We start from the raw sequence: 23,637 nt of genomic DNA, 5'->3' as shown, positions 1-23,637 counted from the left end.
TATGGTCGCACTAAGCAGAGACACACGCTCGTCTTAAGAACTCGTTAACTGCAGCTGCTCAAAATACATTTGCTTGGCGAGTGGCATTAGTTTCGGATCGGCTCCCATTTCTAACGAGGCTAGCAGGCCGTTAAACACCAGCTCAGCCCGAGTGGCTTTCTCCTTGGCTTGTTTAATGTCGTGGGCCAGAAGCAGTTCGGTGACCAGGCGGATTCGCTCTTGTTTATAAGAGACACACACATCAGCAATGCGCTCATCCTCATTACGATACTCGTTAAAGGCCTGTTGGTAGATGCAGCCATTGAAATCACTGGCTTCGACCAGAGCCTCTAGTGTCTTAAAGCGAGCCGTTAACTTCTCTTCCAGCGATAGCTCAGGATCATGAAATAGCTGGGTTAAATGGGAGAGTGTCTGCTCGCTGTAAAGTGCCAACGCCTCGGCGATTAACGCTTCTTTGGAACCAAAATGCCGGTAAATCGTTGCTTTCGACATGCCTGTCGCAGCCGTGATGGTATCCATACTGGTTCCGTGGTAACTGTGTTTCACACATAGCGCCAGCGTGGCTTCAATCGCACGACGCTTCTTCTCTTCTTGACGGCTCATACCCTTTATCCTCCAACCCAGAAAACAAAAAACGAAACGGTTTAGTTTCGATATCAAGAAGAGTCAGCCATAGAAGGAATACAACATGCTTAAGTCAATCGCGCTTTCAACACTATTTGTCGCTTCAATGTCAGTCTCAGCCGTTGAGCTTAATATCACCGATTCAAGTTCCGGTATTCATGTCAAAGCGACAGACCAATCTGCGCCAGCATCAGGGTTAACAGTAAATGTAACCAATGTTCCTCAGCTCAATGGTACGTCATTTACTACTGACGAGCGGGGCAGGGTATTTATCCCGCTGTCTTTAAATGCCAGCCGCTCGGTGAACATTGTCGCTTCGGATGATATGGACATGTCAGTGGCTTCAAAAACGGTATTCCACAGCCACTCGCGCTAAACACAAGTTATGTATTTCAACTAAAAGAGCCCTGCAACTGGTTAAGGTTGCAGGGCTCTTTTGCTACCTGATAACTATTACTCGTAATCAGTTGCGTAAGTTTCTTCGTAAGTGTGCGAGTAAAGCTCAAATAGATTGCCGAACGGGTCTTCCATGTAGATCATTTGCGCTTGTTTCGTGTCGTCTTCTGGGTGGTAACGCATGATATCCATGCGAGCTTTACCGCCAAGTTCTTCAATACGCGCGATTGTCTGTGGGAATTGCTCTTTAGCGACTTGCAGACAGAAGTGGAAGATACCAAGACGAGAGAAATCGACGTTATGACGCTCTTGGCGATCTTTCATTTCGAACAGTTCAACACCGATACCGTCTGACGTGACTAAGTGCGCAATGTTAAAGCCCTTGAAACCTTCACCGAATACGGCAATACACATACGGCCGATTGCAGTTTCACGCTCTTCGATAACTTTAGTGTTGTTCATAACAACGCGAAGGCCTAGCGCTTTAGTGTAGAACTCAACCGCTTTGTCCATATCGCCAACCATGACGCCAACGTGATTCATTTTCATAACTTTCTCCAAATACTTTTTAATTTGTTTCGTGTATCGCTTCGATGGAGAGAAGTATAGGGTTGTAGGTTAATTAATAAAAATTATCAAAAATTATAATTTTAATAACAAAAGTTTATCGTTAGGTTGGGGCGAAGAGTGTTTATCGTTTGATTTTGTTCAGAGGCATGCTGATAAGGATGTAACACAGCCTTGCCCCATCCCTTGTTTCAGTTTGCTAACGATTTAGTTTACTTAAGCGTTAATTGACTTATTTTGTTTCACGTCAGTGAAGTGATCATCATGGTGCAATAAATTACTAACTTTTAGTTGGGTTAGAAGGCTGGTAGTAGGTTAATTTAACGATAACTTCCCAACTCTTGCTATTAGCTGGAAGTTGTGTAGCGCGCAATAATGTTATTATTTGCTTTGTTCAAAATCACTATCCTCTCTATTTTATTAAATTGCGAAACAGGTTAGTATCCTGAAATTGCAGCATTAATCTGGTCAACATCAATGCTATAGTTAAACTTATTCTTAGCTCTTACTTAGATGCACTAAAACAGTTAAAAAGGTCAGTTTTACAATAGTTGTCATGGTAAAACTGGACATTCTAACAGGTTTCTTAATGGAATTAAATCTAGCCAAAATTTTTGTCGCTGTTTACCGAAATGGTTCCTACACACAAGCAGCTGAAGAACTCAACATAACTCAACCCGGCGTAAGCTTGGCCATTAAGCGGTTTGAAAAAGAGCTTGGTGTCCAACTGTTTGTCACGACAAATCAATGAATGTATACAGAATTGTCTAGGTGGTGATGAAACTACGGCTGAAATGATGAGAAAAATAGCGATAGGTGTGCACCACCCAGTATAATACTGGTTGAATATCTAGAATTAGAATATTCAACCAAAAAATAATTTAACTAAAAAAAAGCCGCTGCAAACGGCTTGATTTAATTGCTACCAAAATACGGAATGTTAAATATAATTGATAGCATTAATCAAAGTGCGAAATAATATTCTGTATCTGTTTTTGAGCTATGGCTTATCTTCCAAAATAGTGACAACTCTAAATCATTATCAGTTTGTCTCGTAGCTATGCAAATCATCTCACCATTTATTGAAAGGTATAACCTAATGAAACTAGACATAATTTTACCAATTTTATTTTTCAGTCTTCATCAGATGACTAAACTTTATAGAGATTTCATTGCTAATTGATGACACCTGTGTCAAAACGAATAAAATTTAATAATTTGGGTGGATATAATTCAAGTGGAAAGGTTAAATATTTATTACTTGCTCTAGGTTTGATAACCTATTCATTTATAATCGTCTATATTAATTTTATTGTTTAGATTGCTATACTAACATAGTAAGAAACTAACCATGCAAAATCAATATGATCGCCATATCAGTAACCTGACTAAACAAACCTATGCCGTTATTTTAGCTGGAGGTAGGGGGAGTCGTTTATTCGAGTTAACAAAATGGCGAGCTAAACCAGCGGTTTATTTCGGTGGGATGTTCCGAATAATTGATTTTCCATTGTCTAATTGCTTCAATTCAGGTGTTTGTCGTGTTGGGGTAGCTACCCAATATAAATCGCATTCACTCATACAGCACATAAGTAGGGCCTGGGGACACTTCAAAGCCGATTTGTCAGAGTTTGTAGAAATTCTTCCTGCTTCACAGCGGCATAGTAATGATTGGTATTTAGGTACTGCAGATGCCGTTAATCAAAATGCTGATATCATCCGGGCAACAGGTGCAAAATATGTACTGATCCTATCTGGTGATCATGTCTATCGGATGGACTATGGCCGCCTACTTGCACAACATGTTGAAAATAAAGCTGATATGACTGTATGCTGCCTTGAAGCAAGTGTGTATGATGCGGCTGGAAGTTTTGGTGTGATGACAGTAGACGAAAATAACAAAGTCATTGAATTCAATGAAAAGCCCTCAGAGCCTAAAGAAATGCCTGGTAAGCCAGGTATTTGTCTTGCTTCAATGGGCAATTATGTTTTTGACATAGATTTTCTTTTTGAACAGCTCAATCAAGATAATGCCAATACATCATCTAGCCATGATTTTGGTATAGATGTGATCCCAGCAATAATTGATAATCACAACATCTATGCTTTTTCGTTTAAGGACCCGGATAGTAACAGACAACCTTATTGGCGTGATGTAGGAACTATCGACTCATTTTGGCAAGCTAATATGGAATTAGTTGAACCTGAACCACAGTTCAACCTCTATGATAGAAGTTGGCCCATAATGACTTACCAAGAGCAACTCCCTCCTGCAAAATTTATCTTTGATAATGACTACCGAAGAGGGACAGCTTTGGATAGTACGGTCTCGAGCGGTTGTATTATATCGGGTTCGACAATTCGTAAATCTCTCTTATATTCAAATGTGCACACCCATTCCCACAGCCTTATCGAATACTCAGTTTTAATGAGAGGCTGTGATATTGGTGAACATTGCAAATTACGGAAGGTGATAGTCGACACTGATTGTCATATTCCGGCTGGTTTAACGATTGGTTATGATAGAGATAAAGATATAGCTAATGGTTTTCGAGTATCTGATAAAGGGATCACATTAGTCACAAAAGACATGCTCAAGGCACTATAGTGGAAGTTTGATTTTACTTTTTAACCTCAGTTTGATGTTGCGTATAATTGAGCTCTACATTTAAAGTGTTAATGTATCACTAAAATGGAGCTACGCTGCCCCCAACAAGGCATCAATACCGAAAACGCAAATACCAATAGTTGAACCAATACGATTCAATGGCAATACAACAGTCAGCTCCCAACCTTTACTAGGCTTGTGTCGATTTTTCACCCGAAATTAAAAGCCAATAGCCAATTGAATTAACTAAGCAGGCTTAGGATCACTCGGTAAGATTCCAAATAACTATTGGTGCTAACATTCTGTCCATGACTTTCCTAGCTAGAATGTCACGCTAGCTTTCCTTTAAAAGCTAGACCAGTTCAAGTTTAGCTGTAGGGAGGGGCGTACCATCTCATTAAGTGTGTTTAATGATGGCTTTATCACATGACTGTTTATTGAGAAAGTCGCTTGGTTTTTTAAAATCATAGGAGGAAGGAGTCAACTCGTTATAATGCGAATATTTCAAAGCGGAATATAATGTGCGACTAATTTTAATCTCCTGTTTTATTTTGATTTTATCAACATCATCTATTGCTATAGGGAATGACTTTGTACCAAAATGCACAGTTGCTGTTAATGTGATGGATAATAGTGTTGAAGGTGCTTCTTACTAAGATATGATTAATTTGACCTCTTGTACAAGCACTTCATATCCTGATAATTTTACGTGCAATATCCCTTATTCAATTGAGCTAATCCCAAACTTATGATGTTGTTTTCACTCTAATGGAGACATCATCATGGATGGGCAAGCAACAGTAACTTTATTTCTCCCATTGGCTTTACTTTGATAAAGTGCGCGATCTGCAAGTGTGACAACAAAATCCGGAGTCTGTTTAAGGCTTGGGACAACTGTTGCCGTGCCTAAACTCAGAGATAGCAGAGGTTTAATCTTTGAAGTCTCATGTGGGATGGAAAGTTTCTCGACATGATCTATGATCAACTCGGACAAATAGAGTGCTCCTTTGGCGTGAGTATTTGGCATAAGAATTACAAACTCTTCGCCGCCATAACGCGCAACGATATCTGATGGACGTTGAAGCAACATGTTAATATTCTTGGCTATCGATTTGAGACAATCATCACCACGCTGATGCCCATAGGTATCATTATACTGTTTGAAATAGTCGATATCGCACATGATCACCGATAATGGCTGCTTACTACGTAAATGATTTTTCCACTCATTCTCCAGCAGTGAATCAAAGTAGCGCCTGTTGTAAAGACCAGTTAGACCATCTATTTTAGAAAGTTGTTCCGCCTCAATTTTTTCCAGCTGGATTTTCTTATAGTCGTTAATTTCGATACACACACCGACAACAATGACTGGGCAGTTATTGCTGTCTCTGCTTTTGACTTCAATTCTCTCCTCTAGGTAACTTACGAATCCGCTATTCTGCTTTATACAATGCCGAATGACAAAATAATCTATTTCGGTTTCACCTCTGAGTATTTTGTTAAACATTGTCAGCTCCAACTCACTGATTTCAATTATGAGTGGAAACACTTCACGGCTGAAACTCATCCAGCTGCATTCACTCCAATAACTTTGCTTATCCCACATTTCAATAAACTGTCGATTAACCCGAATCAAATCCCGAGCGTTGTCCATTAGCCACATGCCAATTTTGCTGAAGTTGAAGAGTGATAAAGCACTTTTAATATCGAACTCATGAGTGATCCCATTAGTATGGGTAACCGCGTCCTCAGCAGTCATGCGGTCAGCTCGGGGGAGAACTTCTTGTGCTTCTTGTGTAACCTCACCCTGAAGCAACCAGTTTCTGGCTTGATGTTCACTAAGAAAAACCCTGAGTGCTTCATGTGTTTTCTGAGAAAGTATCTCCCAGGGTTTGATGACATCTACACTATGTTTTTTGTCAACCAATACAGCCCATTTACCAGTAGAGGCACCTGGCATATTATTAACAAACTCCGCGAACTCGAGCATATCTTTGACGTCTAAGTCCAAATTTGCACCGCGAAAATCAGAAATGCCGTCCCAGTCCATCTTGTAATCGCTCATGCATACTAATTTGCCAACATCAGAACATAACTGAATCAAATCGATTTTTCCGTAATATTTTACATAGAGTAATTTTTGTTCTTGTTCTAGCAGTAGTTTTATAGTCATGAACAATACTCAAATAAATGGTTTTTTAACAATAACTATAGCTTTTATATATTTACCAACCAGCTTGAATGTAGCTTTTTTTCTATAATAGAATAAAGTGTGAACTGTTACTTAAAACGGTGGTATTTTATAAAATTTATTGTGATCTGAACCAGCGGCCAAAAGCTGCTTTCATCGGCAAAGATTTCAGCTTCCATGATTTCAAGATCAAGTAAGGCTTAACGTTCCAGACGTTGTAACTAACTGATTAAAAATAGTAATATACTTCAACCGGTCAGCTTGCTGGCCGCAAGCGGGAAGGATAATGATTGGCATTGTTTCAATGGCACTAAGTACCATGGTGCACCTGTTGACTCTTCCGGTTGAGTTCGATGCCAGTTATGGCAAGGCTCTGCCGAACCTGCAGAAAGGCGCTACCAGCATGATGGTGATCTGGAGTATGCGGAAAAAAATTCTCAATGCTACGGCGCAGGCCTATGTCGCTGCCTCGCTGACCAGCTTGTTAAACTTTGGGCGATGGGTCGCGTTGCTCCGTCTGTAATATTTGCTTGATGCCAGAGGTTTAGCGAGTGCTATGTTAGCCCCTCCATACAGCCGTTTATCACTAACCCTGACTTTGTCTAACGGGTATAAGCACGTATACCTCTGACTCCGGTGAATAATGGCGAGCATAAAACTATTTATGGCGGTGGCGTCGAAGGCTCAACGGCACTAACCGTCGATTGAGATCTGGCCACTGCTCCAAGCGCCAAAATATCACATTATTGCCCGTCCATCGTATCAGCGGCTGTTCCCTGAAATAGGGCGCGGCGCACTAACCATTCGCTCTAGGAAACGCCCAAAGCCTCGTGGCGCTCGGCACAACTTTTTGTGCCGCCCTTGAGTTCAAACGTTATTTTTCCATACTTCATCTTACCCGTTATCCTCTAAATTACTGAAATATCAAACACAGATTTGTCCAACATCGAGTTACCCATCCATACTCACCAAAATGTGATCACCAAACTGATAGTGGTTGAAACAAAAGAGTGCAATATCAAGAACGTTTTTCTCCTGTTTTCATTGCCATGAAAATCACATTTAATTTGCGAGTTTTTCAAAATATTAATGCTTTACAAAGCCATACATAAAACAAGCAGATATTGACTGGCAAAATTATTAGTAGTTCATATAATTCAGCAGCACAACCATTATGCATTAGGTGGTATATCTTTTATTGTTTTTATTTAAGGGCTTTTTATGGGGCGTCTTTCCCGTGGTTTTACATTAATCGAGATGGTCGTTGTGATCGTCGTTCTCGGCATTATCGCAGTTACTGCTGCTCCACGCTTTTTAAATGTCTCTTCAGACTCCCGTATGGCGGCACTTGATGGCTTTGCTGGAGCATTCAGGGCTGCTGATGAAATGGTACGAGCCAAGGCTATCATGCATGGTATGGAATATACCTTGGAAAGAGCACAGATCCCAGGAACCGATTTGTATGTCATTCTGGGTCATATGAGCTCGAAAAAAGAAGATATAGAAAAGGCGATGGAAGTTAGTGGCTATAGCATGCATTCCCTTTCAGATAACAGCCTATTTGTGTCTCTTAGGGATGACATTGAATCGAGGGAAGACTTAGATAAGCTTGCCAAGCAAAGATGCTATCTGTTGATTAGGCAGCCTAAGCCGGAAACTAATGTCGATGGGGATATAACTGGAACATTGCTAGGTTACAAAATCTCAAAAGTATATGGAGGCTGCTGATTAACATTGCGTGGTTTTTGCTTTGCGCGATCATATTTCTTGAGCGAGAGGATGGGTGAGACACGGATAGTAGCTACCTCTTACTTCAAGCTGCGATATCTAATGTGCATCAACCGCATGCTGCTTTAATACATCAATAGGGATTACATCCAAGGTAGTTACTTCGCAACTTGCTAATACAACTGGTGGCGCACAACCTACCTGCCATGCCTCTTTCCAACGCTGGACACACAGGCACCAGCGATCACCGGGAGCAAGCCCGGGAAAGCCAAATTCCGGCTTTGGCGTAGACAAATCATTGCCCTGTGCTTTGGTAAAGGCGAGAAACTCTTCCGTTACTAAAGCACATACGACATGACGGCCAGCATCGCTATCATCGCTGCGGCAATAGCCATCCCTATAGAAACCGGTCGTTGGCGAGCAGTTACAGAGAGCCAAGGGGCCGCCTAACACGTTAGTTTTACCAGTCATGGTCACACCTTGTTATACACTCTTTTGTGGGCTAAACAATCAAAGTGTAGTTGATAGTTACTGGCAGCCATCAAGGAAATAAGAGGCGTTAAATTTCTGCCTGGCAATACTCTACTTTTATAGGGACTTTAGGATATACAATTCTGTTTTCATATCCTTCTCGTTCAATCTCCATTTCGCACTGCCTAAACTTGGCACCTTTCTTGACTATCTTTCTGTATCAACCGTAGTGGGGCGTTAAGTCTATGAACTCGCCTTGATGCGGAAGAAATCTGAGCATAGGTAGTCGAGGGGTAGGCAAGATGCGAATCAATTTGAAAAGCAAAACCACATTTGCAGTTTTCGCCTTAGCGATGTGGTTCGCTTCAGGTAGCGTGTTAGCAAGTTCAGAAGAGGAAATTGATGCTAAACACTTTTTAGTATTTGGTGTTGTACCACAGCAATCAGCCGCTAAGCTTGCCCAGCAGTGGGGTCCACTGCTAAAGGCGTGGAGTGAAGTGACCGGTTTAGATATTCGTTTTGCTACCGCGAGAGATATTCCCACCTTTGAGCAGCGCTTAGCTGCAGGTGAGTACGACATTGCTTACATGAACCCATACCATTTCACCCTGGTTAACCAGAGCCCTGGATATACTGCGCTTGCCCGGGCGAAAGACAAGCGGATTACAGGGATCATGGTGGCGAAAAAAGAATGGCAGGGAAGGGTTGAGGATTTTGACAATGCTTCCCTTGCTTTCCCAGCACCACGCGCCTTTGCCGCATCTATCCTGACTCAATCAGAATTACGCCAGAAGGGGCTATCCATCTCACCCAATTATGTGGGCTCTCACGATTCCGTTTACATGGCTGTATCAAAAGGCCTTTATCCCGCTGGTGGCGGGGTAATGCGGACTTACAACAGCTTGGATGCGCCAATCAAGCAGCAACTCACCGTTATATACCAAACCAAAAGCTATACCCCTCACGCCATTGCGTTCGCCAAAGACCTGGATGGAGCTATCGTCTCGGCATTGCAGCAGAGCCTAAGTGTTTTGAACCAGCGCTCTGATGCAAAAGCGGCATTTCAAAAGCTCAGCATAAAGGGGCTAGAGCCTGCAAAAGACAGTGACTGGGACGATGTGGTCGCACTCGATATCAAATTATAGGAATCAACACTGATTAGGCGGGGATAGGTAGGGCTAGGTATGACACTACGTACAAAAACGATAATTGGTATCGCACTAATAGAAGCCTTGGTGTTGGCTGTATTGATCTTTACCGGGCTGAAGTGGCTTAAAAATTCTAACGATACTCGTCTTGAAACAGGTAGCAAACAGCTAGTCAGCGTGTTTGCGAGTGCTTCTCGGGATGCAGTATTGGCAACAGATTTGGCCTATTTGGACAGTTTTGCCCAATCAATTACCGCTGAACATAATTTAGCCTATATTCGTATCACCGATCGTAAGGGGGGGGAGCTAGCCAGCCATGGTGACTATCAAAATGTCACAACCCATAACTTACCATCTGAAGTCCATGATGGTGTTTATGATGTTTCTAGCGAGATAGTGGTCGCTGGTGAGTATTACGGTAAGGTCGAAATGGGGGTAAGGGTCAACGACCTTCAAGCCTTGATGTCTCAAGCCACACGAATGAGCTTGCTGATTGCCCTAATAGAAATGACCTTGGTTGCTATCTTTTCGTTTGCCCTTGGTACGTATTTATTACGGCGCTTGGAACAGCTAAAAAAAGGGGTGGAGCAAGTTGGTGCAATTGGGCCTGGCGGTCAAATTGCCGTTACGGGCAATGATGAGGTTACCAGGGTTGGTGAAGCATTTAACCAGATGTCATTATCGCTCGCCAAGGCACAGGCAGACTTAGCGCAAAAACACCAACAGCAAATCGCATTGACAGAGAAGGTCACAGAGCTTGCTCAAGTTGCAGAGCATGCCCGTGATGTCATTATCATCACCGATGCCAAAGGCTGTATTACCTGGGTTAACCCCGCTTTTGAAGCCCTTACCGGATATTCAGCGAAAGAGGTATTGGGGAGGCAACCTGGTGAGTTGTTGCAAGGAAAAGGGACTGATAGCGAAACCGTTACGCGGATGTCTGATGCATTGACTGAAAAGAAAGCGATTAAAGTCGAACTGCTAAATTATACCAAGCAAGGGCAGGCTTACTGGGTTGAGATGGATATTTCACCTGTACTGGATGAAGCGGGAGAGGTCGTTCGCTTTATTGCTGTTGAGCGAGATGTCACTGAGCGCCGCCAAGTCAATAAACGGCTCGAAGAAGCGTTGGATCAGGCAACAAAAGCCAATTCAGCCAAGTCAGAATTTCTGGCCAACATGAGCCATGAAATCAGAACCCCAATGAATGCGGTTATGGGGCTCAGTGAAATGCTATTAGATAGTGAAGTGACTCCTGAGCATCGTGAGAAACTAAAAATCATTAATCAATCAGCAGACAACCTTGTGTCTATCATTAACGATATTCTGGACTTCAGCAAAATTGAAGCAGGAAAATTGACTCTCAGTGATGCGCCATTCGATTTGCGTGAGGTATTAGAACAAGCCGTAGAACTGAGCGCTTACCAAGCCAAGAATAAAGGTTTACCTGTGATACTGGATATGGCGGCTGATATCAATAGTCAGGTGATTGGTGATAAAGGGCGCCTGAACCAAATAATAATAAATCTATTGGGTAATGCAGTGAAGTTTACCCAAAAAGGCCACGTTAAATTGTCTGTTAAAGAAGATCTTTCAAGTAAAACGCCAACTTTCCTGTTTACGGTAGAAGACACAGGGATAGGTATACCAGCAGAACGTCTACCGTTTATCATGGATAAATTTGAGCAGGTTGATAACTCAGCCACCCGTGAATTTGAGGGAACCGGCCTGGGCCTGGCTATTTGCAATCATCTCGTTGCGTTGTTTGGCGGTAAGTTGCAGGTAGAGTCAGAAGAAGGCAAAGGTTCAACGTTCTCCTTTTCTATTGGTTTTGAGCAGCAAGCCCCTTATGTTGCCAGCTCAATGAAGGGGGATAATAAGGAAGAACTTTCCTACGTGGCAGATGAGAGCACTTTGCCGGCATTAACTGTATTGGTCGCAGAAGATAGTCAGGTAAACCGTATGTTGGTAGAAGCGATGTTGACCAACAGCAAACTAAATCTGATTTTTGCCAAAGATGGCGTCGAAGCTGTTGAACTGTATCAACTGCATCAGCCTGATATGGTTATTACTGATATTTCGATGCCGCACAAAGATGGTTACGCTGTCACTAGTGAGATCAGAGAAATGCAGCAAAGTGGTCAATCCAATTGGTGCCCTATCATTGCCTTATCCGCTCATGCGATGCTAGAAGAACAAGAGAACTGTCACCAACGCGGATTGGATGACTATTTAACTAAGCCAGTAAAGAAAAATGAGCTGGTGGCTATGATTGCGAAGTGGGGTGCTTTTGACGATAAGCTTTTGGCGAAATACCAACAAAGCGTTTAAAGCGGCTCGAGAATGCATAAGGGTCTTTATAGCCAACCCTCAGGGCAATAGTAGAAATATTATCACCTTGGGCGGCGAGCAAGTGTTGGGCCCTTTGCATTCTTAAGCTGATTAACTTTTGCTGTGGGCTGCACCCATATAGTTGGCGGCAAAGCCGGCCAAGGTGCTCTTCACTGATATGGCACGCAGCGGCAATGTTAGCAATCGACCAATTGTGATGCAGCTGTGATTCAATCCGGTTGAATTGGCTTTCTACCCTTAACAGGCTGTTGTTAGCTGGCTTGCTCGCTTTCGAGAGTAAACGTGTGATTTCACTGATGTAGAGCGTTCTAAAGCTGGCTCTATTATCCGATTCAAGGAACAGTAAACTGCATAATGACCAAATTTGCTCACAGTTCTGAAAGGGGATGATTCGTTGTCCTTCCTCAGTAAGGTGCTGCCAACATGGTAACTGCGGTGTTGTAATCCAGATAAAGCGCCAGTTTTCTGAATTTGAGGAAAGCTCAAATTTAAAGGCCGTCCCGGCAGGCAAAATAACAAGGTGGTCGCCAGGGACATGGCACCTCATGCTTTGGTTAGTGACGACACCTTCACCGTCAACGCACACCAATAATGTATGATGCTCTCCGCCCTCGCGCTCTACAAGGTAATGCTCCCGCATATCTGCCATACCACACATCACGATCCCTTCTTCTGCCAATTCCGGCAGGTTTGATTGAACCAAAAAGCGCTCTTGGCATTGTTCGGATAACTCGACACGGTCTTGCCACTTGTACAGGGTGTTATCAACATCAATGACGGATTTAACTAGTTTTTGGTCGTTTTTGAGCATTCGGAGTTTGGCCTGTAAAGCATAAAGTTTGCTGATAGATAGGAGATTAGCATGACCAAGTTATACAGTGGAAATTTCAGTAAAGCGGGGAACTCAAACTCTTTACTCTCAAGGGCTTTTAAACTCTCGTTGCCAATCGCAATACAAAGTGCGCTAGGCGCTTTTCTCGGCTTGACAGATGTGTTGATGGTCAGTGACTTAGGCGCAGCTGCTACAGCGTCTGTTGGAATTGCCTCGAAATGGATTTTCGTTGCCATGATGATTGCGGCCGGAATTTGCACAGCGACTGGCACACTGGTAGCTCAATATTGGGGGAAGGGGGAAGTCGTCGCGTGTAAGCAGGTAGTTTGTGAGGCTTTTATTGAAGGCACTAAATTGTTACTGCCCATCGCTATCATGATTACGGTATTTGCAGACGCTATCATGCTGCTTCAGACCAAGGATAGCGAAGTGATGGCGCTCGGGCGAGATTACTTGTGGTTCACGGCGCCGATTTTGCTGCTGACACTGTTGCTGATGATATGTGAAACGACCTTGAGGTCGAGTGATGAAGTGGTTATTCCTTTGGTGTTAGGCACCACGACGATTTTGCTTAATATTGCTTTGAATTTTTGGTTCATAAAAGGGGGCTTTGGCATTCCAGCGCTTGGTGTTATCGGCGCTGCCTTGGCAACGACAGTATCACGTGCGATTCAAATCCTACTGACCCTAGCTGTTCTGTTTAGCCGTAACCACTGGTTGTTATCCGGCAAGTTTGTAAGAGCGTCACAGGCGCTAAGAGAGCGCTTTCGGGTGTTGGCATACCCAGCAATGGCCAATACCGTGTTTTGGGCACTGGGAACATTATGCTACCAAATGATTTATGGCCATTTGGGTACCACTGAACTTGCTGTTTTCAGCATGATGGGGCCATTCGAGGGGCTATGCTATTCCTTATTTTTCGGTGTTTCGGTCGCGTGCTCTGTCATGCTTGGACAAGCACTTGGAAGAGATGACTTTAATCAGGCGGGTGTGGTCGCAAATTTTTATATCCGATCAATTTTGTTTATGGGGGTGATAGCTTCAGCCTTAATACTGATGAATAAATCGATATTGTTGTCATTTCTGAATTTAGACCAGCCTAATTTAGCCCCGTTAGCAGCACCGGCTATTACCTTGCTTGGCTTAACGATAGGGCTACGAATGCTCAATTTAATACTGATTAACGGTATTTTAAGGGCGGGGGGAGAAAATAAGTTTTGCCTCCGTATGGACTTCGTCGCGATGTGGCTTGTGGGGATCCCTTTAGTTGCTTTTGCCGCATTTGTTTTGAAATGGCCTTTCACTTGGGTACTAACAATAATGATGGCTGAAGAAATCGTTAAGCTTGTTCTGTGCGTGAAGCGTTATAGGCAAAAATACTGGCTACAAAACTTGACCGTAGCAGTGTGAGCAAAGGCAACCGGCACTATAACGTGTTTATAGCTTTCAAAAATGTACGGATCACTCCATTTCTTTAACCTTTTTACCGCTATGTTTGCTAACCATATCGCGCATACGCCAGTCGATAAGGTGTTTGAACAGTTTGCTTGGAATAAGTGAGCAGACGAACTGAACTTGAGTTCAATTAGGTAAAGTAATTTAGGTGAATGAACAACTTAAGTCTAGTTATCTGATTTAAAGAGAGCCCACTTTACGAAGTGGGCTCATTATTATTCATCGGTGTTGAAAATAATGCGCATTCGGAAGGGTATATACAGCAAGCCACACTCATCGAACTCATCTAAACAGACGGTTTATTGTAAATTAAACGGGGTGACCACATTGATTCGACTGGAAGTATACGAAAATGTTGGCATGAGACCGTATGGTGCAAATACGCTGAAAAAAGCGGCTCTAGCATCGTCATCAAGGTTATGATCAATGACAGCCTGTATTTTTCGAGTTCTCAGGAGGTAGCGGTTATCATCATCCAAATCGTGTCCTATGAACGCATCAATAGGGCGATTCATTTCTTTGAATGCATCTAAAGTGGCGCGATTACCCCTTCCGACACTGTATACCGCGCTAATATTCGAGTCTTTTTTTAGCACTGTTTTTACTTGTTTTTTAGTGCCTACATTCAGTCCATACCCTTCACTTATTGTAGTAACTGGTAAATTTGGATAGCTTTCTAAAAAATGGCGAAACCCTTTTGCTCTTTGTTCTTCGCCTCGGAATGCATTGCTGCTTTGAACCAACAAAATACCGCTCTTTTGTTTACCTAACCACTGAGTCAATAAAAAAGCGGCTGTTTCCCCTGCGGAAGTATTATCAATTCCTATGTAGTTCAATCGCTTGGATTGGGATATGTCTGTGACCAAAGTGACGGCCGGAATACCTTCTTTATGTAATATGTTCACCGCTTTCACTATCTTTGGATGGTCAGGCATTTTAAGTAGCACACCATGGCTACCGCGCTCTTTTGCTTCATAGATAACCGACGCCAAAGTATCGATATCAATATCTTGATACAGGAAATAACGCAACCGGACGCGAATTGGGGACATTTGAACAGCTATGCGATTCAACGCCTCCCGGACAAGATGACTAAACCTCAACGGTGTATGCATGATGACATCGACATAAAATGTTCGTCCCTTAAGAGCATCCAATTTGTATTGCTCTTCCAGTTCTGAAATTGCCTGCTCAATACGCTGCTTGGTTTGCTGATGTACGCCGCTTCTGCCATGAAGAACGCGGTCTACAGTGGCAGTACTAAATCCAGCCTGAGCCGCAATTTGCTTGACGGTAAATTTCTTCATGAAGATTGTCCTTACCGGTGAAGATTTCCTTGATGGACTTTTGATGGTTTTTTCTCTTATCTCGAGATTACAAATGATTAACATAGTTGTCACTACCATTTTGCAGGAGGCACTTATGAAACGTGAATACCCGCACTTTTCGAGCAAGGAAACAGTCAAGCTAGAGGACTTTATCGATAGCTGTAAGCCGCAATCAATCAATACCTACCACCATGCAAAGTCGAGCCAGCAAGGTATTGTCATCTATGACGGTGGAAGCATTAGCCGAGAAAACTGGCAAGGCGTGAAAGAAGAAATGGCTGATGTGTTCTTAAATGGCGGCGGAATCGTGGTGATCCAAGGACTCTATGGAAATACCACCGTGGTTGATGACATGAGTGATATTTTTGAATCGATTCTCGACGCTGAGAAGGGGTATGGAGAAGGTGATCATTTTGCTCAAGCGGGTGCGATGGCAAACGGACGCATTTGGAATGCCTTCCAAAAAAGTACCAGCATTTCGCCTGCTGTTTTTGTTGAATACTACAAAAATCCATTACTCAAACTGGTTTCAGAAGCTTGGTTGGGGGCAAACTATCAAGTAACAGCACAAGTGAACATCGTTAGACCGGGTGGGAGAGCACAACAATCTCACCGGGATTACCATTTAGGCTTTCAGCATCCAGAAGCATTAAGAAACTATCCCGTCCACGCTCAGAAGATGTCAGCAATGCTCACTTTGCAAGGTGCTATCGCCCACAGTGATATGCCATTGGAATCTGGCCCGACGAAGTTGCTGCCTTTTTCTCAACATTACCCTCTAGGGTATATATCTTGTCGTGAAGAAGAATTTAAACAGTATTTTGAAAGCAATTACGTACAACTTCCGCTTAAAAAAGGGGATGCTGTTTTCTTCAATCCTGCTGTTATCCATGCTGCAGGACAAAATGATACCGCTGAATTACATCGCATCGCTAACTTACTCCAAATTTCATCAGCATTTGGTAAGCCGATGGAAACTATCGATCTTGCAAAGATTTCGCAGACTGTGTACGCCTCTCTCGCTCATGATTGGCATGATGATGTGCTAACAGAGGTAGAGAAAGATGCCATATTAACGGCATCATCAGATGGCTATTCCTTTCCGTCAAATCTTGATACCGATCCACCGATTGATGATCTCGCGCCGCAAACAATGAAGCAATTGTTGCGGCAAGCTTTAGATCAGCGTTGGGAGAAAGCTGATTACCAAGCCGCCTTACTTGCCCAAATTGAGAGAAGAAAGCCGACATCACAGTGCTAAAGAATAATGGTCATATACCGAGTCTATAAACGATTCTGTCTAAATCAAATGTAAAGAGCCTACTTGCTTGAGTAGGCTCTTTATTTTCCCATAAGTCTATAATGACGGTTATCTGGCTCTTTTGATGTATATATAAAATTACTGTTTTTTAATGAGGTAACATCGACTTGATTGCTAATAAGTGAAAAGTTGACGGGAGTGACACTTTTCTTGTTGGTGGTATTTAATTGCTTTTAAATGATATCTAAAAAATCAAACATAAGAAATTATATTTTGATAAAGATGATATTGATTGGTGCTTAATACCAATTAAGCATGGGTATTTACAGATCTTGTTTTTTATTTTACATGTAAAATAAAAATGATTGGTTGTGGCAAGTCATTGATTTAAATATGACCTAAGTAACAAAATATAATGTTAGTGTTGATGCGTATATGGTTTGAATGCATACTTGTTTAAGTGCTTTAAGTTGGCGTTAAAAGTAAATAAATTTAAAGTTTTAATTTCACAAAATATATCTATTTATCATTAACTCATGTTGGCAGGGAATATGGCAATGGGAAGATTAAAAGGAATATCGTTATTAGGCGTAATGGTCGCTGCAGCTTTAATGGTCGGGTGCGGCGGTGGTGGGAGTGATTCAACGCCAAACTCCGGAAGTGGTTCTACAGGAGCAGATAATAGTACTGACACTGGTACTGGCAGTGGTTCTAATGGTAGTGATAATGGTGAAAATACGGATCCAGATAAAAGCCACTTAAACTCACCATGGGCGATTAGTTATGATGATGAAGCTGGTTTAAAAGATACTGTTATTGGCGTGATTTATGATGGTTTCTTCTATGGAGGAAATGAAAATCGTTTTGCATTCGGAAGAGTTGCCGATTCAGACCACCACATTCAGTTTGATTTAATGATACCTGAAGGCCATTACCCAACTTCAGCTAACAAGATAAGTGACTCATTATACCAGGGACTTTTTTTAGTAAGCTCTGGCTCATTTACTGTGGTTAAGTATTCATCAGAAGGTCGTACCCAAGAAACGATGACAGATACTTGGCAAACCAATAATGGAACATCATTTACAATTAATTCTGCTGGTAAGTTTAATGTAGTACATGACGAAACAGGATGTACTCTCGATGCAACGGTCACTATGGTAGAAGATGCAATTTACAATATTGAAGGCTCTGCTTCTGGTTGTATCGATGGAAGGCATCAGGGTAAATTTCGTGGGATGGGAACTGTCCCTATAAATGTAAATGTTCAGGGCACATATCAAAAGGTTTTTCAGCCGGTCTTGATTTTTTCTGAGGGGACAACTGATGTTAGTTACTTCCCATTCAATGTGAAAAACTTTTAAGGAGAAAGAGCCAGTATGAGGAACTCTACAGGCTCTTTAATTATGTGTTAGAAGTTTTTGGAAAGGATTGTGTAAGCGGGTTTTCTATTCAAGTTATTAATGAACAGCACTCACTTCCTTCAACACTTGCCCCGTTGCGCCACTAGGCAAAGTAATGCCAAGTGCATTCGATAAGGTTGGTGCAATATCATAAGGGGTGACCTTGCGTGTCACTTTACTGGCTTCAATACCATTCCCAGCAAAGATAACCGGGACGTGGGTGTCGTATCGCCATGGTGAACCGTGGGTAGATGCGATGGTTAGCCCGTCCATATCATTGATGTAAGTGCGAGGGGTGAATACCAGATAGATGTCACCAGAACGCTGAGGATGGTGGTTGTTTGTCACCAGACGCATCACCCGATTATCTGGCAGTGTATTTCGCATGATATCCGTGCTTGTAACGGCGTGTTCTATGCCTTTTACTTTTTCGACTTCTTCTGCAACCGCCCGTTGTACTGCTTCAAGTGAGACACCTTTGTTTTTGATGACCTCATGGTTGAGGTAGATATACGGTTGCGAGTACAAGCGAATAGCGTCTTCACCCAGGCCAAACTCTTTGTTTAGCCGGCTAACCAGTTGTTCGCTGATAATGGTGTCTTTATTGAAGTACTTCGCGGTGTTATAGCCTAGTGCATTCACCGTTGGGGCAGCTTCCGGTACGCCATGATCGGCTGAAAGAACGATCAGGGTATTATCCAAGCCTACTTGCTTTTCGACATTCCCCAAGAAGTTAGCCAGTGTCTGATCTAGGCGGATCAAGTTATCTTCTGTTTCAAGGCTTGATGGGCCATACATATGGATAACGTAGTCATTGGACGAAAAGCTTACGGCAAGATAGTCAGTGAAGTTGCCTTGGCCTAACTTTTCTTGTTCAAGCAGCGCCGAGGCAAAATCAGCGGTGAGCTCATCACCTGCCGGGCTTAGTGTCAGCATGGTGCTGAAATATTGAAAGCTTGAGGGGCCATAAGGGTGCGGGAACGTTCGCTTGAACCCTGCAAGGTCAACTTTTTGCTCTTGCGGGCCTTCTTTTAGCGTGTACTTTTCCCTTTCAAGGCTAAGATCCCACTTTTGTTTGCTGTAACGAGCAGGGTAGCCTTGGGCATTCCACTCCGTGACCCAAGCCGGGTATTCATCATAGTAGTAATTGCTGGTGACAAACTCAGACTGGGCTTTAGAGAACCAGAATGCTTTGCCCGAATGGCCTGCCAATGAAATTGCACCACGATCTTTTACTGATACCGAATAGATTTTTGATTCGCCATTGCTAGCGACCGCCAGTTCATCGCTGAAAGTAGTCGAAAGGATAGGAACCGGTGAGCGGCCATCAAGCTTGGCGGTTTTCTGGGTCGGGTCGATTTCTGTCGACTGATTAACGCCTGCACCTTGGGTCAGCATCGCGTAGTCACCATCTTCGACGTTATAAACCAAGCGCTCTTTTTGACGGTCGTACCATACGTTGCCGACCATGCCATGGACACTCGGTGGCGCACCTGTCGCCAGAGAAACGTGGCCAACAATGGTCTCGGTATTGCCATGCTGATAATGGGCGTTAGTGTAATAGACGCCTTCGTCCATTAAATAACGGAAGCCTTTATCACCGAAATTGTGTTTATAACGCTCCAGCAAATCACCACGCAGGCCATCAACGGTGATCTGTAATACTAATTTCGGCGAAGGTTGTGGGGCGGCCACAGCATTTGCTGTGAGTAAACTTAAGCTAAGACATAACAGGCGGGGTACTGTTGCTATCTTCATTGATAGAGGCTCCGTTATTGTTTTTAAGAACATTTGAAGTGTAGAAGAGAAGTTAACGGCTTTCGTTATCGGAAAATTAATTGGCGTCTCGGACAAGCCTTAATCCCATATCCGCCATGATGATGTTTTGGCTGGCAAAATCACGTCGGTAGCTCTCCGATAAGTTTTCATCGTAGGCAAAACTGCCGCCGCGTACTGATTTATGGGCGAGGCCAACTTTAGAATCTTGCGCGTTATTAGGGTTGTCGGTTGAACCATAGCGATAGAAACCTTCGTCATAGGCATCAATCACAAACTCACCGACGTTTCCGGTCATATCGTATAGGCCAAGCTCGTTTGGCATTTTCTGGCCAACAGGGTGAGCGCGGTTTGTGGCATTACCGGCATACCAGGCCACATCTTCGATACTGTCTGAGCCACTATAGGTATAGCCTTGGCTCTTGTTGCCCCCTTTGGCGGCAAATTCCCACTCAGCCTCGGTTGGCAGGCGGTAATTGGCTCCCGTTAGGGTGTTGAGTTGCTCAATAAAGTAGTTTGCCTGCTGCCAGCTTAAGTTATTCACCGGCACATCAGGATCGCTGAAATAGCTCATTGAAGAGCCCATCACGCTTTCAAATAATGACTGCGTCACTTCGAATTTAGAGATGTAGAAGCTATCAACCGACACGGTTCTGGCTGGCGACTCTGCCTTGCTGGCCCTTGGCAGGTTTGAACCCATCTTAAATTGCCCACCTTCGACTAGCACCATATCCGCCTCAATTTGCTTCATCACCGGATGAGGCTCGCTGGCAAGCAGATCCTTGTTGATCCAAGTTGCAGCTGCTACCAAGGTGAGCCCTGAGAGAGTAATAAATGCAGCCCGTTTTAGTGTTGGTGATGGCATAAAGGGTCTCCGTGAATCAACAAACAGATCATTGAATTAAGGACGGGTATTGTATGAAATTTTGCCATGCCTAAAGGTTATAAGGGGTATAACAAGCGCCTGGGTGTAGCACGCATTATTATTGGCTGACTTAATTGTTTATAAGTAGGTGGAATATGCTGATTACTCAGGGCCCGCAATACAACGGCAAGGCATCAAAGCGATTACATGTAATGGCAAAACCCATTGGCGCTGCGTGTAATATTGACTGCACATATTGTTATTACCTGAGTAAGCAGGATTTGCTTGAGTATAAAAAAGGCTGTTCTCCTATGATGGATGAGGACACCTTGGAAACCTACATCCGCCAATATATCGAAGGCCAGAACACCCCTGAAATTATCTTCTCATGGCAGGGTGGTGAACCGACCATGCTGGGTGTTGATTACTTCCGTAAGGTGGTTGAACTACAAAAGAAGTACCAGCCATCAGGTGTCTTGATTTCAAACGACCTGCAAACCAACGGCACTTTGCTTAATGATGAGTGGTGCGAATTTCTGGCCGAGAATAATTTCTTAGTTGGGCTCAGCATTGATGGCCCAGAAATGCTGCATAACGCTTACCGGACTAACAGGGCGGGGCGTGGCACCTTCAAGCAGGTCATGGCTGCCGTTGAGCTATTGCACAAGCACCAAGTGAAATTCGCTACGCTGACCTGCGTGAACAACTTAACGAGCAAGAACCCGTTAGAGGTATACCGCTTCTTACGTGATGAAGTAAGGTCACCGCAGATCCAATTCATCCCTATTGTCGAGCAGAAGACATTCCGTACTACAGCACCACAGAAATGGAACCCGCACGAGCAGCTGCGCCAAGGCGACAAGCGTTTAAATCCATGGCACAAGAACTCAGTGGTTGAGCCATGGTGTGTTTCTGCCGAAGGGTGGGGCGACTTCTTGATTGCTGTCTTTGATGAGTGGGTACAGCATGATATCGGCAAAGTATTCGTTCAGTATTTTGAAGCCAGTGTTGAAACCTGGATGGGGCGAAAGAATCCACTTTGTACTCTGGGTGAAATCTGCGGTAAAGGCTTGGCAATGGAACCCAATGGTGATGTCTTCACCTGTGACCATTACGTCTACCCAGATTACCGAGTAGGCAATATCCATCATCAAAAAATCGATGTTATGGCTTACTCAGAAGCACAGCAGAAATTTGGTTTTGCGAAATCTCGTACTTTAACCAGCCAATGTCAGCAGTGTGACTATAAGTTTGCTTGCTTTGGTGAGTGCCCGAAAAACCGATTTATTCGAACCAAAGAAGGCGAGCCAGGCCTTAACTATTTGTGTGCCGGCTGGAAGAAGTTTTTCTCGCATGCGGACAAAGCCATGGCGCTTATTTTGCGAACTACTGGCCATCCAGTCGCCCACGGAAAATATTCTGATGCCGAATTGAAGAAAACAGTTCTGAAAAAAGCGGTGCACAAACAAGGCATGCCGAGCATGTCATCTCGTCAGCCAATATTCCCAACTCGATTTTAATTAGGGGGAAAGGAAATGAAGAAATCATTGATTGCATTGGTTTTAGGCGCATCGTTTGCTTTGCCGATGTTTGCAATACCTTCGTATGCTGCAACAAATTTGCTTGAGCCGAATATCACTGACCAACAAATGGATCAAACATCGAGTAATAAGCAGCTAACGCCAGATCAACAAAAACAAGCGAAGCAGATCCAACAATGGGTAATGATCGCGCAGGATCACCGCCAAGATGATGAAAAGCGAGCCGATGCCTTGCGGCAGTTAGCACGATATCCGAATCAGAATAGCTTGGTTGCCGTTGCGCGTGGCCTTCAAGATGACAACCCGCAGGTAAGAGAAGCAGCAGTAGTAGGTGCTGAGCCTTATCAGTTTGCCCACCGCTGGCGGTTGCTCTCGTCGTTGCTTCAAGATAGTGACCAGCATGTCCAGTTGGCCGCAACCACAAACTTGATCCGAAATTACGGCGAAATGGATGCTAAGCAACAGGCGTTAATGGAGCCGGCGGCGACGGAGTTAATCAAATACCTCAAAGGGAAGACCGATCAATCATCCCAGTTGCTGTTGGCAGATATATATCGCTGGCATCAGGAATTTGATGAAGCACACCACATCTATAACACCTTACTCGATAACGATAAGAAAAACCCTCAGGCTTGGTTAGGCTTAGCAGATAACTATCGAGCCCAAGGGGATGACCAGCAAGCGAACAAGGTACTGGGGCAGGCACAAAAAGCATTGCCAGATGAAGCAAACTTGTTTTATTCCCAAGCGCTGACTTTGGTCAGGCTTGATGAAAAAAAACAAGCTGCAGATGCGATAAGAAAAGCCACTGAACTCTCACCAGAAAATAGTTACTTTTGGTATTTGAATGGCGTATTGCAAGAAGCTTTTAATGTCGATGAAGCAACAGTTTCGTTTGAAAAAGCCTATGAAATATCTGGGGCACCAGAGCAGCTGTATGCCGTCTGTGATATTTATGTAAGGAATGATCATCTCAATGCTGACGCATGTTTGGAATCACTGAGTAAAGTCGCCCCCGCCTTTGTTATAGACGAACTAAAATCTAAACGGGGTTAATAGTCCCACAATTATAAATAATAAAGAGGGAGCAA

The 23,637-nt window shown here is 43.4% G+C and carries 19 protein-coding genes and 1 pseudogene; 12 read left to right on the top strand and 8 right to left on the bottom strand.

The features are described from left to right. Positions 1-33: 33 nt before the first annotated feature. A complete protein-coding gene (locus ACXAGQ_RS26110) occupies positions 34-603 on the bottom strand; it encodes a TetR/AcrR family transcriptional regulator (protein ID WP_475257889.1) in 570 nt (189 codons plus the stop codon). 85 nt (positions 604-688) lie between these two features. Here ACXAGQ_RS26110 and ACXAGQ_RS26105 point away from each other — a divergent pair, with 85 nt between their 5' ends. Beyond that, entirely contained in the window at positions 689-1,000 is a 312-nt protein-coding gene (locus ACXAGQ_RS26105) for a hypothetical protein (RefSeq protein WP_475257887.1), read from the top strand. Between the two features lie 77 nt (positions 1,001-1,077). On the opposite strand, the gene ACXAGQ_RS26100 is transcribed toward ACXAGQ_RS26105, so the two are convergent. Continuing rightward, positions 1,078-1,569, bottom strand: coding sequence for a VOC family protein (locus ACXAGQ_RS26100; RefSeq protein WP_475257886.1), 492 nt, complete (start codon positions 1,567-1,569; stop codon positions 1,078-1,080). A gap of 607 nt (positions 1,570-2,176) precedes the next feature. On the opposite strand from ACXAGQ_RS26100, the gene ACXAGQ_RS26095 reads away from it, so the two are divergent. Both ACXAGQ_RS26095 and glgC read left to right on the top strand, forming a co-directional pair. After that, positions 2,177-2,338, top strand: coding sequence for a LysR family transcriptional regulator (locus tag ACXAGQ_RS26095; RefSeq protein ID WP_475257885.1), 162 nt, complete (start codon positions 2,177-2,179; stop codon positions 2,336-2,338). A 600-nt stretch (positions 2,339-2,938) separates the two neighbouring features. After that, on the top strand, positions 2,939-4,195 hold the full coding sequence (gene glgC, locus ACXAGQ_RS26090) for a glucose-1-phosphate adenylyltransferase (protein ID WP_475257884.1): 1,257 nt from the start codon (positions 2,939-2,941) through the stop codon (positions 4,193-4,195). A gap of 760 nt (positions 4,196-4,955) precedes the next feature. Here the strand turns inward: glgC and ACXAGQ_RS26085 are convergent. After that, on the bottom strand, positions 4,956-6,368 hold the full coding sequence (locus ACXAGQ_RS26085; protein ID WP_475257883.1) for a GGDEF domain-containing protein: 1,413 nt from the start codon (positions 6,366-6,368) through the stop codon (positions 4,956-4,958). A gap of 304 nt (positions 6,369-6,672) precedes the next feature. Between ACXAGQ_RS26085 and ACXAGQ_RS26080 the strand changes: the two genes are divergently transcribed. Together ACXAGQ_RS26080 and ACXAGQ_RS26075 are read left to right on the top strand one after the other, a co-directional pair. Next, positions 6,673-6,909 carry a zinc metallopeptidase gene (locus tag ACXAGQ_RS26080; protein WP_475257881.1) on the top strand — a complete coding sequence of 79 codons (237 nt, stop codon included), beginning with the start codon at positions 6,673-6,675 and terminating at the stop codon, positions 6,907-6,909. A gap of 698 nt (positions 6,910-7,607) precedes the next feature. After that, the gene (locus tag ACXAGQ_RS26075) at positions 7,608-8,114 is read left to right on the top strand and encodes a prepilin-type N-terminal cleavage/methylation domain-containing protein (protein ID WP_475257879.1); all 507 of its coding nucleotides are present in this window, start codon (positions 7,608-7,610) and stop codon (positions 8,112-8,114) included. Between the two features lie 99 nt (positions 8,115-8,213). On the opposite strand, the gene ACXAGQ_RS26070 is transcribed toward ACXAGQ_RS26075, so the two are convergent. Beyond that, positions 8,214-8,585, bottom strand: a complete 372-nt coding sequence (locus ACXAGQ_RS26070) for a DUF2237 family protein (protein ID WP_475257877.1) — start codon at positions 8,583-8,585, stop codon at positions 8,214-8,216. A gap of 302 nt (positions 8,586-8,887) precedes the next feature. Here ACXAGQ_RS26070 and ACXAGQ_RS26065 point away from each other — a divergent pair, with 302 nt between their 5' ends. After that, positions 8,888-9,730, top strand: coding sequence for a phosphate/phosphite/phosphonate ABC transporter substrate-binding protein (locus ACXAGQ_RS26065; protein WP_475257876.1), 843 nt, complete (start codon positions 8,888-8,890; stop codon positions 9,728-9,730). A 39-nt stretch (positions 9,731-9,769) separates the two neighbouring features. After that, a complete protein-coding gene (locus tag ACXAGQ_RS26060) occupies positions 9,770-12,064 on the top strand; it encodes an ATP-binding protein (RefSeq protein ID WP_475257874.1) in 2,295 nt (764 codons plus the stop codon). On the opposite strand, the gene ACXAGQ_RS26055 is transcribed toward ACXAGQ_RS26060, so the two are convergent. After that, complete coding sequence (locus ACXAGQ_RS26055) at positions 12,000-12,896, bottom strand: helix-turn-helix transcriptional regulator (protein WP_475257872.1); 897 nt, start codon at positions 12,894-12,896, stop codon at positions 12,000-12,002. The genes ACXAGQ_RS26060 and ACXAGQ_RS26055 overlap by 65 nt on opposite strands. A 51-nt stretch (positions 12,897-12,947) precedes the next feature. On the opposite strand from ACXAGQ_RS26055, the gene ACXAGQ_RS26050 reads away from it, so the two are divergent. Continuing rightward, positions 12,948-14,327 carry an MATE family efflux transporter gene (locus ACXAGQ_RS26050; RefSeq protein WP_475257870.1) on the top strand — a complete coding sequence of 460 codons (1,380 nt, stop codon included), beginning with the start codon at positions 12,948-12,950 and terminating at the stop codon, positions 14,325-14,327. A gap of 344 nt (positions 14,328-14,671) precedes the next feature. On the opposite strand, the gene ACXAGQ_RS26045 is transcribed toward ACXAGQ_RS26050, so the two are convergent. Then, entirely contained in the window at positions 14,672-15,679 is a 1,008-nt protein-coding gene (locus ACXAGQ_RS26045) for a LacI family DNA-binding transcriptional regulator (RefSeq protein ID WP_475257868.1), read from the bottom strand. Here ACXAGQ_RS26045 and ACXAGQ_RS26040 point away from each other — a divergent pair. Together ACXAGQ_RS26040 and ACXAGQ_RS26035 are read left to right on the top strand one after the other, a co-directional pair. After that, the gene (locus tag ACXAGQ_RS26040; RefSeq protein WP_475257866.1) at positions 15,678-16,961 is read left to right on the top strand and encodes a phytanoyl-CoA dioxygenase family protein; all 1,284 of its coding nucleotides are present in this window, start codon (positions 15,678-15,680) and stop codon (positions 16,959-16,961) included. The genes ACXAGQ_RS26045 and ACXAGQ_RS26040 overlap by 2 nt on opposite strands. 557 nt (positions 16,962-17,518) lie before the next feature. After that, the gene (locus ACXAGQ_RS26035; protein ID WP_475257865.1) at positions 17,519-18,325 is read left to right on the top strand and encodes a hypothetical protein; all 807 of its coding nucleotides are present in this window, start codon (positions 17,519-17,521) and stop codon (positions 18,323-18,325) included. A 96-nt stretch (positions 18,326-18,421) separates the two neighbouring features. Here the strand turns inward: ACXAGQ_RS26035 and ACXAGQ_RS26030 are convergent, their stop codons facing one another. Next, entirely contained in the window at positions 18,422-20,122 is a 1,701-nt protein-coding gene (locus ACXAGQ_RS26030; protein WP_475257864.1) for an alkaline phosphatase family protein, read from the bottom strand. A gap of 76 nt (positions 20,123-20,198) precedes the next feature. Further along, positions 20,199-20,900 (bottom strand): annotated as a pseudogene (locus ACXAGQ_RS26025) (formylglycine-generating enzyme family protein); the annotation flags it as partial. A gap of 260 nt (positions 20,901-21,160) precedes the next feature. Between ACXAGQ_RS26025 and ACXAGQ_RS26020 the strand changes: the two are divergent. After that, positions 21,161-22,525 carry an anaerobic sulfatase maturase gene (locus ACXAGQ_RS26020; RefSeq protein WP_475257862.1) on the top strand — a complete coding sequence of 455 codons (1,365 nt, stop codon included), beginning with the start codon at positions 21,161-21,163 and terminating at the stop codon, positions 22,523-22,525. Positions 22,526-22,540: 15 nt separating this feature from the next. Further along, positions 22,541-23,602: a tetratricopeptide repeat protein gene (locus ACXAGQ_RS26015; protein WP_475257861.1), complete on the top strand. Its 1,062-nt coding sequence runs from the start codon at positions 22,541-22,543 to the stop codon at positions 23,600-23,602. Positions 23,603-23,637: the final 35 nt, after the last annotated feature.

It is taken from the genome of Photobacterium sp. ABD4_091, assembly GCF_056160145.1.
Note: the sequence above shows the minus strand (reverse complement) of the source record. Positions and strands in the feature narration are given on the sequence as shown.